The 13,701-nt window shown below is 62.8% G+C and carries 12 protein-coding genes; 3 read left to right on the forward strand and 9 right to left on the reverse strand.

Going from position 1 to position 13,701, the window contains the following annotated elements; translation table 11 throughout:
• Positions 1-5: 5 nt before the first annotated feature.
• Together QWE_RS12260 and QWE_RS12265 are read right to left on the reverse strand one after the other, a co-directional pair.
• Positions 6-1,364, reverse strand: a complete 1,359-nt coding sequence (locus tag QWE_RS12260) for a glutamine synthetase family protein (protein WP_006726446.1) — start codon at positions 1,362-1,364, stop codon at positions 6-8.
• A 284-nt stretch (positions 1,365-1,648) separates the two neighbouring features.
• Positions 1,649-2,902 (reverse strand): NAD(P)/FAD-dependent oxidoreductase, encoded by a 1,254-nt coding sequence (locus tag QWE_RS12265; RefSeq protein ID WP_006726447.1) that lies wholly within the window; start codon positions 2,900-2,902, stop codon positions 1,649-1,651.
• Positions 2,903-3,067: 165 nt separating this feature from the next.
• On the opposite strand from QWE_RS12265, the gene QWE_RS12270 reads away from it, so the two are divergent.
• On the forward strand, positions 3,068-3,436 hold the full coding sequence (locus QWE_RS12270; RefSeq protein ID WP_006726448.1) for a YbaN family protein: 369 nt from the start codon (positions 3,068-3,070) through the stop codon (positions 3,434-3,436).
• Here QWE_RS12270 and QWE_RS12275 read toward each other — a convergent pair.
• A complete protein-coding gene (locus QWE_RS12275) occupies positions 3,405-6,239 on the reverse strand; it encodes an EAL domain-containing protein (RefSeq protein WP_006726449.1) in 2,835 nt (944 codons plus the stop codon). The two genes, QWE_RS12270 and QWE_RS12275, sit on opposite strands and share 32 nt — an antisense overlap.
• A 39-nt stretch (positions 6,240-6,278) precedes the next feature.
• Positions 6,279-7,214, reverse strand: a complete 936-nt coding sequence (locus QWE_RS12280; RefSeq protein ID WP_006726450.1) for a FecR domain-containing protein — start codon at positions 7,212-7,214, stop codon at positions 6,279-6,281.
• Between the two features lie 273 nt (positions 7,215-7,487).
• On the opposite strand from QWE_RS12280, the gene QWE_RS24715 reads away from it, so the two are divergent.
• Positions 7,488-7,820: a helix-turn-helix domain-containing protein gene (locus QWE_RS24715; protein ID WP_040300099.1), complete on the forward strand. Its 333-nt coding sequence runs from the start codon at positions 7,488-7,490 to the stop codon at positions 7,818-7,820.
• A 180-nt stretch (positions 7,821-8,000) separates the two neighbouring features.
• A complete protein-coding gene (locus QWE_RS12290; RefSeq protein WP_006726452.1) occupies positions 8,001-8,447 on the forward strand; it encodes a pseudoazurin in 447 nt (148 codons plus the stop codon).
• A 136-nt stretch (positions 8,448-8,583) separates the two neighbouring features.
• Here the strand turns inward: QWE_RS12290 and QWE_RS12295 are convergent, their stop codons facing one another.
• From QWE_RS12295 to QWE_RS12315, 5 genes are all read right to left on the reverse strand, one after another.
• Positions 8,584-9,636, reverse strand: coding sequence for a DUF2218 domain-containing protein (locus tag QWE_RS12295; RefSeq protein WP_006726453.1), 1,053 nt, complete (start codon positions 9,634-9,636; stop codon positions 8,584-8,586).
• Positions 9,633-10,463 carry an ABC transporter ATP-binding protein gene (locus QWE_RS12300; RefSeq protein WP_006726454.1) on the reverse strand — a complete coding sequence of 277 codons (831 nt, stop codon included), beginning with the start codon at positions 10,461-10,463 and terminating at the stop codon, positions 9,633-9,635. The genes QWE_RS12295 and QWE_RS12300 overlap by 4 nt, the downstream gene beginning before the upstream one ends.
• Entirely contained in the window at positions 10,460-11,473 is a 1,014-nt protein-coding gene (locus QWE_RS12305; protein ID WP_040300165.1) for a FecCD family ABC transporter permease, read from the reverse strand. The genes QWE_RS12300 and QWE_RS12305 overlap by 4 nt, the downstream gene beginning before the upstream one ends.
• A 32-nt stretch (positions 11,474-11,505) precedes the next feature.
• Complete coding sequence (locus tag QWE_RS12310) at positions 11,506-12,483, reverse strand: FecCD family ABC transporter permease (RefSeq protein ID WP_006726456.1); 978 nt, start codon at positions 12,481-12,483, stop codon at positions 11,506-11,508.
• 62 nt (positions 12,484-12,545) lie between these two features.
• Positions 12,546-13,541, reverse strand: coding sequence for an iron-siderophore ABC transporter substrate-binding protein (locus tag QWE_RS12315; RefSeq protein WP_006726457.1), 996 nt, complete (start codon positions 13,539-13,541; stop codon positions 12,546-12,548).
• Positions 13,542-13,701 lie beyond the last annotated feature (160 nt).

Here is a 13,701-nt window from a genome sequence, read left to right on the forward strand (position 1 = left end):
TCACCTCACACGGTCCGGATATAGGCGTCGTATTCGACGTCGGTCACTCGCAGCGAGAACTCCGAGAGTTCCTGCTGCTTGCAGGCGGTATAAAGGCTTCGATATTTCGGCCCGAGCGCCGCATAGGCAAAGCTCGACTTGCCAAAGCGCTGAAGCGCATAGTCCCAGTTGGTCGGCAGGGGCTCGTGGTTGACGGCATGGTCGTCGCCGGAGATCGCGCCACCCGGCGAAAGCTTCTCCTTCATGCCGGCGAGCGCCGCCGACAGGATCATGGCGAGAACCAGATAAGGATTGGTGTCGGATCCGGCGACGCGATGCTCGATGCGGGTCGCAGGCTTCGACGCGGTGATCACGCGCACGGCAGCCGAGCGGTTGTCGAAGCCCCAGGATGCATAGGTCGGCGCATGTTCAGAGGGGCGCAGGCGGCGATAGGAGTTCTGGTGCGGCGCAAAGATCGCCATGCTCTCGCCCATGCTTTCCAGGAGCCCACCGACCGAATGGAAGAGGGCGTCCGAGGGGCCATCCTCGCCGACATAAATGTTCTCGCCCTTTTCGTTCAGGATCGAGAAATGCACATGCATGCCGCTGCCGGCCTGGGTGCCATAGGGCTTGGCCATGAAGGTGGCGTCGAGTTCGCTGGCGCGCGCCACGCCCTTGACGATGCGCTTGAGCAATACCGCGTAGTCCGCAGCCGCCAGTGCATCCGGCACGTGGTTGAGGTTGATCTCGTACTGACCGGGACCGTTTTCGCGCAACGTCGTATCGGCCGGCACCTTCTGGGCGCGGGCGGCCGTCGAAATGCCGTGGAAGACCTCTTCGAAGTCCTGCAGTTCCGAGATCGACAGAACCTGCGTCTGGCCGGTATGCCAGCGACCGTCGCGCGTGTTTGGCGGACGCACCGGGTCGAGCGCCGAGCGCACAGGATCGATGAGGTAGAATTCGAGTTCTGTGGCAACGACGGGCGTGAGCTTGGCCGCCGTGAAGCGTTTCAGCACATTGCCGAGCACCTGACGCGGATCGGCGTAGAAGCTCTCGCCTTCCTGTGTATGCATCTGCAGGAGAACCTGCGCCGTCGGGCGCGACAGCCAGGTCACGCGCGACAGCGTGCCGGGCACCGGGAAGCAGATGCCATCCGGATCGCCGGTTCCCTCGGCAAGGCCTGCGGCATTCACGTCGCGGCCCCAGACGTCGAGTGCATAGACCGAGCGCGGCATGGCCATGCCCTTGGTCAACACATCGATCGCGCGTTCCCGCGGGATCCACTTGCCGCGAGGCACGCCGTTCACGTCAATGACGAAGGCTTCAAGTACTTCAATATCGGGATTTGCCGCGAAGAATTCGCGTGCCTCTTCGGCCATGTCCATGGATCACCGTGTGGCTGATGTCGATCGGGTTCGAAACGCGCGATAGTGCGCGAACGGATGCTGGTCCGCTAACGATAGACGCTTTTCGCGTTATGGATCAAACACCGGCGCATGCCACTGTCCGTCTTTTCCTGATCCCCTCGACCGGCGGCGTTCTTGCAACGCGTGCTGCGTTCCGGCCTGTTTCCACCGCGAAACAATTTGATCAAATTATGCGAGACTGAGTACCATCTCGGCGCCAAAAAGGCTAGCCCCCTGGGGAGGGGCTAGAAAAGCTTGGGTTTTCAGGGGCGAAAACGCTCAGGGCTCCAGGCCTTTGCGTCGAGGAATGTCTTCTCCCCGTCCATCATTTCGGCGATCAGACGACCCGTCACCGGACCGAGCGTTAGCCCGTGATGTGCATGCCCGAAGGCGAACCACATGCCCTCGTGGCGCGGAGCCTTGCCGATGACCGGCATCATGTCGGGCGTGCAGGGCCGTGCACCCATCCAGGGTTCGGCATCGAGCCGATCGGCCAGCGGGAAGATCTCGCGTGCCACCTTTTCCGCCCGGGCGAGCTGGACGGGCGACTTCGGCGCGTCTCGATTGGCAAATTCCGCACCTGTCGTCAGGCGGATGCCCTTTTCCATCGGTGCCAGGAAATAGCCGCGCTCGGCATCCATGGTCCAGTTGTTGAGGACGGCATTGCCTTCCGGCGCGTAATGCATGTGATAGCCGCGCTTGACGCCGAGCAGGAAGCGATAGCCGAACTTGCGGGTCACTTCCTCGGACCACGGCCCGAGTGCAAGCACCACATCGTAGCCTTCGACCATGCCGTCATCGGTCTTCACTTTCCAGCCGCGGCCGGAGGCACCGGTCTCAAGCGTCGTTGCATCGCCCTTGACGAAACGACCGCCAAGCGACTGGAAATATGCGAGGTAGGCCATCGTCAGCCGATGCGGACTGGTGACCGACCAGGGATCGTTCCACTTCAGCCCGCCAACGAAATCGCCCCGGATATGCGGCTCTTCCTTGGCCAGTTCCTCGCGGCTCAGCGCCCGGTAGCTGACGCCGTATTCGCGCGCCAGGCGCTCGGCCTCGGCCAATTCCGTGTCTCGTTTGCCGGTGGTGCGGAAGATCTCCATCCAGCCGTCCCGACGGATCAGATGGTCGGCATTTGCGGCCTGGATAAGGTCCTGGTGTTCGGTGATCGAGTTTTCGATCAGTGGCGCGTAGGCGCGTGCAATCGCCTGATGCCGGCTCTTGTTCGAATGCCACCAGTAGCGTGACAGGAACGGCACGAGTTTCAGGATGGCGCTTGCATGATAATGCGCGTCGATCCGGTTGTTGAAGCCGTATCGGATCAGCATCCCGAGTTCCTGCGGGAAGCCATAGGGCACGACGCCCTCACGCTGGATCAGGCCCGCATTGCCGAAAGAGGTCTCCTCGCCGGCGCCGCGGCGGTCCACCAGCACCACCGAGCGCCCGCGACGGGCGAGATGGATGGCTGTGGAAACGCCGATAATGCCGGCGCCGAGCACGAGGGTAACCTTGGACATGTCAGTTGAATTCCTGAAGGTGGGATTGCTGGGCAAGGATGCATTTCAGCCTGTTGCGGCGCAAACGAAAAATCGCCGCATTTGCCGCAATCCTCAAAATCCTTGTCGATCCCGAATCATGCCATATCTCCAGTCGAAGCGAAGGCAGCCAACGAAGGGGACTTGATGCGCCTGCTCATTCTTGGCTGCGCCTGGCTGATGGTCGGGATCGGCGTCATCGGCATCTTCCTGCCGGTTCTGCCGACGACTCCCTTCATGATCCTCGCCGCTGCGCTCTTCGCGCGTTCCTCGCCCCGTTTCGAGCAGTGGCTGATCGACCATCCGCGCTATGGCCAGCCCCTCATCGACTGGCGTCGGGAGGGAGCGATTTCGCGCAGGGCCAAGATCGCCTCAGTGTCGGCGATGGCGGCAAGCTTCGGCATCGTGCTATTCTTCGGACCGCCGCAGATCTGGCTGAAGGCTCTGATCGGCCTCATCCTGCTTTGCTCTGCCGCCTTCGTGCTCACCCGGCCTGCGCCAGGGCGCCAAGGCTGACGTCATGGCCGCCGGAAAGCAGCGAGTGGGCGGCCGACAGAGCCTGGATCTGTCGAGCCGACTGCGGCCGGCCGAAGAGATAACCTTGTCCTTCTTCGCAGCCCATGGCCGCGAGCATTTCCGACTGCAGCGCATTTTCGACGCCCTCGCCGACCACCTTGAGCCCGAGACCATGGGCGAGCGTCATGACAGCCTGAACGATGCTCTGGGTCGCAGGATCGCTGACCATCTCGCGGACGAAGGACTGATCGATCTTCAGCTTGTCGAGCGGCAGGCTGGAGATGTAGCTGAGCGATGAATAGCCTGTGCCGAAGTCGTCGAGCGCAATCGTCACGCCGAGATCGCGCAGCGCATCCAGTTTGGAGAAGAGCTCTTCGGAGCGCTCGACGAAGATGGATTCGGTGATTTCGACATGCAGCCGATGCGGCGCAAGGCCACTCGCAGCCAGCGCCGCACGGATGTCGGAAAGCAGATCGCCGCGCAAAAACTGGACCGGAGAAATGTTGACGGCAACGCTCACATGCGAGGGCCAGCTCGTGGCGGCCTTGCAGGCCTCCCGGAACATGAACTGGCCGAGATCGCAGATGAAGCCGTTGGCTTCCGAGATGCTGATGAATTCTGCCGGCGATATCATGCCGAGTGTTGGATGCTGCCACCGCAAAAGCGCCTCGGCTCCCGCGAGCCGCCCGGAGGTGAGGGAGACCTGTGGCTGAAAGAGCAGGAAAAACTGGCCCTGATCGAGCCCGGTGCGCAACTCTGCTTCCAAAAGCCTTGAGCGAGCCCTGCGCAGCGTCGAGGCCGGGTCATAGGCCCGCCAGCCACTTCCTCCGACCCGCTTTGCATCTAAGAGCGCAAGTTCCGCCGCTTCCACCCATTTCCCGGGGTGGCCGAGATTGTCCGAGCCGCTGCAGGCGCCGATGCGGGCGTTGAGTTCGATCTTGATCCCGTCGATGCCGAAGGGCGTGTCGAAGAGCGCGAGCAAGTCAGCCGCACTGTCGGCAAGCGCGTCCTCACCCTCGATGCCGGGGGTGGCAAAACAGAGAACGTCGCCCGCGAGCCGGGCGGTCAGCCCGTCGATGCCCGCATGGCGCCGCAGTCGGGCCGCGACGGCTTGCAGAACGCCGTCGCCCTTTTCCCGGCCGAGCATTTCATTGAGATGACCGAAGCGATGGCGGTCGATGGCAAAGACGGAAAAACCGCGCCCGGTGGCCGCCATCGCGTCGATCAGACCACGTCGGGTCAAAAGCCCTGTAAGGTCGTCGATCCGTGTCATCTCTTCGAGCTTGGTCTCGTAGAGGCGGCGGGCCGTCACGTCCCGCAGGCTGATGCAGGTCACATGCGAGCCGACCGATGACAGCCCCTGGCCGCCACGGCTTTCGAAGGGCGAGATCGTGATAACGGCTTCGAGATGGCGCCGGCCCTTTCGGCCCGGAATATCGAGTGCAACGGTCTTGCTGTGAATCTGCTGGGGCTCTGTGATGTGGATCGCTTCAAGCGAGAGCAAAGCCTCGGTCAGGGCAGGGGGCGCGAACGCACTCAGATTGCTGCCGCGCACAACCGCTTCGTCGCGTTCGAGCACGCCGCTCAGGGTCTGGCTTGCATCGAGCAGGTTGCGCTTTTGATCAAGCACGATGACCGGGTCGATGCTGTCATTGATGATGCGTTTCAGGACACGGCGAATGTCGCGGTTTTCCGTCACGGCGAGCTCTGCCAGCCATCCGCTCAGCCCCACCTTCTCGGCCATCAGCAAGAAAAAGCCGAAGGCGAACACCAGCCACAGGCTGGCGGTGTGGAAGACCAGGGCCTCGTGTTTGTAGAACAGGAATGAGACCGCCTCGGCAATCGTCAACAGGGCCGCGGATGCTGCGAGCGGCACGCCCAGGGACTGTCGGTGGAAGGTGAGGGTATAGGCAATGATCAGGGCCGCGAGCAGCAGGCCGATGGGTTTGGTGCGCAGCGGCCGCAGAATTCGGTCCTGAACCAGCGTCTCCGTCGCCATCACATGCAGCATCGGGCCGCTGAGGATACCATAGACGGGCACCGCAAACAGGTCCTTCAACTCCGTCGCATAGGCGCCGACCACAACCGACTTGCCATCGATGGCATCGCGTCCGATGGAGCCGGAGAGGATATCGGCGACCGAATAGGTGGGTACCGTTTCCGGTCGAATGGAGAAGTCGATCTCGAGCCTGCCGGTCCGAGCGTCGCTATAGCCGGCAAGGACTGCGGGCGCCGACTGCGTCGGGATGCCGTCGATTATCTCCGTCACCGGGAAGGAGCGCAGCAGGCCATCGTCATCCAGCGCAACATCGACCAGAGCCGGCCAGGAATGGTCCGCAAAGATCGGCAAAGGTGCAGTCACGGTCAGCGGATCTGCCGATCTGGCACCGAACTGCTGGCGGAAAATCGGCAGGATGACACCGCCACCGGCCTCTTCGAGAGCTTTCGCAAGCCGCGAGTCGTGTTCCGGCTGGGAGGGCGTGCTGAAGTCGATATCGAGAAAGATGTCCTGAACACCGGCCGCCACCAGTCTGTCGATCAGCTCGGCATGCACGGCGCGCGGCCAGGGCCAGGTGCCAATCTCGGTCAGGCTTTTCTTGTCGATGGCAACGAATACGAAGTCGCCGCTGGCAGCCCTGGGAGCCGCAGCGGCACGATAGGCCATCAGATCGTTGTCGAGATGCTGCACCACCGACAAGGAGGGCAACAACAGCGGAAGCGCCATGATCACGGCGATCATGGCGACCCGAAGCGATACCAGCCGTGCCAGGAAACCGGATGCCGGGCGAATGCTATCCGTCATGCGCGCATCCTGGCGGTGGTGTGGCGAACGCTCTCATCATCAGTCGCCGTTTCTGCCGCGGCCATTCCCGCCAGCGTTGCCGTTACCACCGCCGTTGCCGTTGCCGCCGGCATTGCCGTTGCCGCCAGCGTTTCCGTTTCCGCCGCCGTTGCCGTTCCCGCCGGCATTGCCGTTGCCACCAGCGTTGCCGTTTCCGCCAGCATTGCCATTGCCGCCGGCGTTGCCGTTCCCGCCACTGTTGCCGTTGCCGCCGGCACTGGCATTGCCCCCAGTATCCCTGTTGCCGCCAGCCGTGTCCTTGGACTTGCTCGCGCCCATGGCGCCCTTGGCTTCTTCGGGTCTCGATGTCGCCTTGTTCACGGCGCCGGCGGCCGGGACCTTGGCGTTCGAGGGCGCCACACGCGTAATCTGCGGCTTTCCGGAAAGACCGGCGACCGTCATCCCGGATGAGGTTACCTGGGCACCCTGGCCGGCACCGAGGTCGCTACGTTCACCGGTACTGAAACTGGTCACCTGGACCAGACCTCGGTCGACAGCGACGGCCGCGTTGGTTTTGCCGACCTTGACGGTGAATTGCGTACCCTTGACCACGGCTGCCAGAAACGGCGTCTGCACCGTTGTATGCGGTCGCTGCCGCTTTTCGATTTCAAGGCTGATCTCGCCCACCTGCTGGACCACTTCGGTCTTGCGACTCATGTCCTGGCCCCGGGTAATGATCGCGGCCAGCGTATTGGGCTGAAAGGCGATGCTTTCCTTACCGCGCACCAGCTGCAGTCGCCCCCGCGGCCCGGTCGAGATCCAGGCCTTGTTGGGCACCTCCATGCCTTTCTGCAGCGGAATCCAGGTCTTCTTGTCGACGGTGTAGGCGACCTGTGCCGTCGCTTTCGCGGCCGTCCATGCCTCGCCCGCGGCCGATGCCGCTCCGGCAAGGCAGGTCAGGAAAAGACAAAGGATGGTTGAAACGATAAAGCGCATGATAGGTGCTCCCTTGAGCACCTAATTCAGCACGCGTTCCTTAAGATTCTTCTGAATTTGCTGTGCCGGTTTTATCAAACGCCTGTTTATTGGACGGAAAACGCACGAAGCCTGACGTGCCCCGGTCGGCATGACCAGTTCAGATTGCACCGCCTATGTGGCTACCCGCCGCTCAGCGGCTGCGGCGAAGCTTGATCGGCGGTCGCCCGGTTCTAGTTAGCGTAGGGCGAGTGATGTCGGCGCTTGCATCAACCGAACCCGAAAGGATTTCCCGTGCACACCGGAAAACAGGTTTCAGCCGCCAGAATGCTGCTCGGCATGACGCAAGAGCAGCTCGCCGAGCGCGCCGGCCTTTCTGTGTCAACGGTCGAGCGACTGGAGAACTCGGCTCCGGGCAGCGAGGATGAAGCGGGTGTGCTCGCTGGGGTGAGGGCGGCATTGGAGGATGCGGGCGTCACCTTCATTGATGAGCGGACAACAAGCGCTGCCGGTGGATTTGGTGTCCGCCTGTCCGTACCCGCTTCCCAATCGCTCGATACCGACGACGACGAAACCGTCCAATATCCAGAGATGGCGAAGAACGGTCCATTCGGTGCCGGAGGCTGAAACGATCGTCCGTTAGCCGGGAGACCGGCCATGCCGCGCGGATTTCCTGGCCATCAGCGCGTGACCGCCGTCGTCTGATCTTCCTTCTGCCGATTTGATTTTGCTCAAAGAAGCGGTGCACAGCTCAGCATAAGTCTTCGGCAAGGGAATGCTGACGTTCCCGATTCAAGGAGACAGACAATGACACGCCGCTTCACGAAATTTGCCGCTATCGCTGCGCTTTCTCTTGCCCTTCCTGGTTTTGCCGCAGCGGCCGATTTCGAGGTCAAGATGCTCAACAAGGGGGCGGAAGGCGCCATGGTCTTCGAACCGGCCGGCCTGAAGATCGCCCCCGGCGATACCGTCACCTTCATCCCCACCGACAAGGGCCACAATGCCGAAGCCATCAAGGGCATGATCCCGGAGGGTGCGGCCGAGTTCAAGGGCAAGATGAACGAGGAGATCAAGGTGACCTTTGACGTGCCGGGTCTCTACGGCATCAAATGCGCGCCGCATGTCGGCATGGGCATGGTCGCCGCCATCCTCGTCGGTGATGCGCCGGCCGCCAATCTCGACGCCTTCAACGCAGCCAAGCTGCCGAAGAAGGCCCGCGAGCGCATCGACGCTGCCGTCGCTGCCGCGCAGTAACAAGGCACTCTGCCTGTGATGGGGTCGCGATCGACCGCATCACAGGGGCAACAGTACCGGGGAGCGGGCGGCATGGATTGACGCCCGCTCCCCGAGTTCTCTCATCTCGGACGCACTGCGCAATTCGCGGCGGCTCTCAGCTCTCTTTTTCCCAATACCAGGCAACGTATTGCTTCCGGCGGTCGCGACCTTTTTGCGCGAGATGCCGCTTGATCGTCCGCACATCAGCCTTTTCGCCGGCAAACCAGACAAAGGTTTCGGCGTTCACATCCTCGAGTGCAGCCTTCACCTTGTCCACCAGAGGATGGGCATCGGTGCCCGTATAGGATGACCGGTGCAGCCATTCGACATGGATTGGAGCCTGACCGCGCAAGGCTTGCTCCTCGCTGGCATCTTCGACCTCGATGATCGCCCGCATCGCGACGCCAGGCCGCGCTTCCTCGACCATCCGGGCGATGGCTGGCAGCGCACTTTCGTCGCCGGCAAAGAAGATGTTCTGCGCATCGGGCAAGCCGCCGCCGCCCGGTCCCATGATCGCCACCTGCTGGCCGATCTCAGCGTCCCGTGCGAAATCCGCGCCAGGTGTCGCCACGCCCTCGGCCGGGTGCTGCAGGATATCAAGGGCAATGTGGCGTGCTTGCGCGTCGACGCAGCGGATCGTGTAGATCCGCACAAGCAACTCGTCGGGCCAGCCGATGCGTCCGTTTTCCTGCAGGTGAGGCCATACAGGTGTCTGACCCTGCGGCGGCACCAGCAGCCGCACATGCATGTTGCGCACGAGAAAGGGCGAGACGTCGGCGACGGAGAGCGTCACCCGCCGCATCCTTGGGGTGACATCCTCGACGCCGACAACGGTCGCCTCGTGGAAACCCGGCGGTTTCACCTTCGCGGCCGGCTTCGACCACTCGAGCGAGAAGGGCTCATCCCCGGCGAAGTAAAAGAGATGTTCGGCGAACATGGTGCGCGTGACGGCGAGCGCCTCTTCCCCCAAGGTGCTGATTTCGATCTGCAGCACGTCCTCGGCCGTCACGATGTGGATCGTCCAGTCCTCCGATTTCAGCGTGGCAACGCCATCGGCGTGAGCCACGTCCGAGTGCTCGACGAAGTGTTCGCAGATTTCAGCAAGCATGGCGCCGACATCGGCAGGACGGGCAATACCGGTGAGTTTGGTGGGCTGAAGATCGGTCATGATTGTGCCAGTCGCGTGAGGGAGGACGAGGATTGCATGTGGTGCCGCCCGATCGGGAGCATCATCGGTCGGCCGGATGTCGGATCGGTGAGAATCCGGGCCTCGAGGTTGAACACCCGGCGGACCATGTCTTCGGTCAGGACGGTTTCCGGGCTGCCGCTTTTGAAGGGGCTTCCGCCCAGCATCGCGACGAGATGATCGCCATAACGAGCCGCAAGGTTCAGGTCGTGCAAGACCATCACGATGGTCGTGCCGCGGCTGCGGTTGAGGTCCGTCAGGAGATCGAGGACGTCGATCTGGTGGCTGATGTCGAGAAAGGTCGTCGGCTCGTCGAGCAGCAGGAATTCGGTCTCCTGGGCAAGAGCCATCGCGATCCAGACCCGCTGCCGCTGGCCACCCGACAGCTCATCCACCGGCCGGTCTGCAAGCTCTGCGGTCTGTGTGGCCGCCAGGGCATCGGCAACCGCCTGATCGTCCCCCTTGGTCCAGGATTGAAACAGGCCATGATGCGGATGGCGGCCGCGGCTCACCAGATCCATGACCGTGATCCCATCCGGCGCGATCGGGGATTGTGGCAGAAGTCCCAGCCGGCGCGCGAGTTCGCGGGTCGGGACCTTGTGGATCGCCTTGCCGTCGAGCAGAACCTCGCCAGCCTTGGGCTCGATCAGCCGCGACAGTGCCTTGAGTAGGGTGGACTTGCCACAGGCATTGGCGCCGACAATGGCAGTGATCTGGCCGGATGGGAGGATGAGGTCCAGATCGCTAAGGACGAGGTTGTCACCGTAAGCGGCCGAAAGAGCTTTTGCTTCGAGGCGGTGATCGGTCATGTCGCGGCTCCCCGCCGATTGCTCCTGATGATCAGGGTGATGAGGTAGGGTGCTCCCAGCGCTCCGGTCACCACGCCGACCGGGTATCGGCTGGGCAAGAGAAACTGGCCGACGAAATCTGCGGTGAGCACCAGCAAGGCGCCGACCACGGCGGCCGGCAGAAGGATCGAACTGCGTCGTCCGAAGACGCCGCTCGCGATCGGGCCTGCAAGAAAAGCGACGAAGGCGATCGGGCCCGTGACCGCGGTCGCGGTGGCGATCAGCCCGACGGCGCAGACGATAACCATGAGCTTGGTCGAGGAGACATGCACCCCGAGCGCGGTCGCCGTCTCGTCGCCTGCCCGCATGACATCGAGATCGCGCGCCTTGGCCAGAAGCAGGCTGCCCAGCGCAATGAGGGCAACGATCAGCGGAAGGGCCTGATCGAGCTTGGCGCCGTTCAGGCTCCCGGTCAGCCAGCGCATGGCTTCCTGTAGCGTGAAGGCGGGCGCGCGCGACAGGATGTAGGCAATCATGCTTTCGAGCATGGCAGAGACGCCGATCCCGACAAGGATCAGCCGCGGTCCGGCAACCCCGTTCTTCGAGGAGAGGCCATGCACCAGAAGTGCGATTGCAAGGCCGGCACCTACGGCCAGAAGAGAGACGACAGGCCCGCTGAGTGAGAGCACCACGATGGCAAAGACCGCTGCCGCGCTGGCGCCGGAGGTGATGCCGATGATGTCGGGGCTGGCGAGCGGATTGCGCAAGAGCGTCTGGAAAGCAGCTCCTCCGAGGCCGAAACTCATGCCGGCGGCAATGGCCAGCACGGCGCGCGGCAGGCGCAGCTGCCCGACCGTGAAATCCGCGCCGGCAACCTGTTCTCCGATGAGGACGCGGATGACGTCTCCCAAAGGCGTGAAGGTGCGACCGGCCATCAGCGTCAGCGTGAAGCCTGCAAGGATGAGGACCAGAATAAGGGCTAGCTTGATCAGCCGCCGGCGCGTCCGGTGTTTGCGGTTTGTCGCGACCATTGCTGCCAATGAGGCATCGGATCGAAGAAGGGTCACAGATCTCTCACCTTCTGCCGACGAACGATAAAGATGAAGACCGGCGCGCCGATAAGGGCGGTCACCACGCCGACCTCGAGTTCGGACGGGCGGGCCGCAAGGCGACCGAGAATGTCACTCGCCGTCAGAAGGATGGCCCCGCCAATGGCGGAGAATGGCAGAAGCCAGCGATGATCCACGCCAACCAGCAGCCGGCAGGCATGCGGGACGACGAGGCCGACGAAGCCGATCGGGCCGCAGACGGCCGTCGTCGCGCCGCACAGCACGACAGCACCGAGCGTGGCCATGCCGCGCGCCAATGCCACGCGCTCGCCAAGCCCCGCGGCAAGTTCGTCACCGAGCGCCAGGGCATTCAGGCGTCGGGCTGAAAGCAGGCAGAGCAAGAACCCAACCAGAAGGAACGGATAGATGTGTTCCATCCGCTCGAAGGTCGCACCCCCGACGCCCCCGATCTGCCAGGAGCGGATGCCGCCGGCAATGTCTGCACGTGGCAAGACGACGGCAATCACCAGCGATGAAAAGGCGATCGCGGTTGCCGTACCGGCAAGTGCAAGCTTCAGCGGCGTTGCGCCACCGCGTCCCATCGAGCCGATGACATAGACGAAGACGGCCGTGGCGCCGGCACCCGCGATGGCAACCCAGATGAAGACATGGGCCGAGCTGATGCCGAACCACGCCACGCCCACCACAACGGCAAGCGATGCGCCGACATTGATGCCGAGGATTCCGGGATCGGCGAGCGGATTTCGCGTCACGCCCTGCATCACGGCCCCGGCAAGGCCGAGAGCCGCACCGGCAAGCAGTGCCAGAACGGTGCGCGGCACGCGCGTGGCCACGGCGGCGCGGTCCAGCGTCGTTGCGTCTCCGGAAAGAGCCGCCAGCACCTCCGAGAGCGGCACATCGCGAGTGCCGATGGTGAGGGACAGCAAGGCGACGCCGATGCAGACCACGATCGCCCCGGCCAGCCAAACCAATCCACCTCTACCTGTCTTTGCAAGAGACGGTCGGTGGGCGGAGGAAAGGGAAGGGGCGGATATCATTCCGTCTTTCGCGCCGCTTCTGCGAGCTTCTCCACATAGGCAGGCAATACCCAGGTGATCGACAGCGGCGTGGGATTGGCTGCGGTCCCTACGGGATCCCGGCCGAGCGTGACGATCGCGTCATGCTTCACGGCCGGCATGTGGGACAGAAGAGGATTGGCTTTCATCGCCTCGATCAAGGCCTGGTCGCCATAGGTCACGAGAATATCGACGTCATCGAAGAGATCGATCTGCTCGGCGCTGATCGAACCAGCGAAGCTGCCGGTCGTCGATGCCTGCATCACGCTTTTCGGCATCGAAAGCCCGAGATCGGCGAAGAACCGAACGCGGGTGTCCTGGGTCGTGTAGAAATTGACAATGCTGAGGTCGGTCGCGTCGAGATGGGTGACGAACATCGCCCGTTTGCCCTTGAGTTCAGGATACTTGGCGACCTCGGCTGCGATCTTCTGCTCGATATCGGCAATCAATGCTTCGCCATCAGGTGACATGCCCATGCCGGCGCTGTCGAAGCGGATCGTTTCACGCCAATCCGTCGACCAGGGCGCCTGCGGATAGGCGATGACGGGAGCGATCTGGCTCAAGGTGTCGTAGTCGGATTGGCTTAAGCCCGAATAGGCGGCGAGAATGACATCTGGTGCCGTCCCGGCAACCGCCTCGAAGTCGATCCCGTCCCCCTCGTCGAACAGCACAGGCGCGTCGGCGCCGAGGGATTTCAGACGCTCCGACACCCAAGGCAGCAGCCCGTCGCCGTCATCATCACCGAAATTCGCAGCCGCCATGCCAACCGGTACGATGCCGAGGGCAAGCGGGACTTCGTGATTGGCCCAGGCCACGGTGGCAACCCGCTGCGGTTTCGCAGGAACAGTCGTCTGCCCGAGCGCATGGCTGAGCTCGAGGGGAAAACGAGCCTCCTCGGCGGCGAAGGCCATCGAGCCGGAGACAGAGAGGAAGACGGCTGCAAGAGGCGCCAGGTGATGCAAATTGATCCGCATGGGTCCCAATCATCCCTTGGTTAAGTTGACTTTCCCTCTCAGCTTCAATTCATGGGGTCAAGCAATTTGGACCGAGCTGACGACATCGGCTCTTGATTTTCCGGGGAATCTTACAAAAAAGAGAAATCTACAATACTGGATGAAAATTATCCAGTTAAAG

The sequence above is a fragment of the Agrobacterium albertimagni AOL15 genome (assembly GCF_000300855.1).
Taxonomy (GTDB): Bacteria; Pseudomonadota; Alphaproteobacteria; order Rhizobiales; family Rhizobiaceae; genus Allorhizobium; species Allorhizobium albertimagni.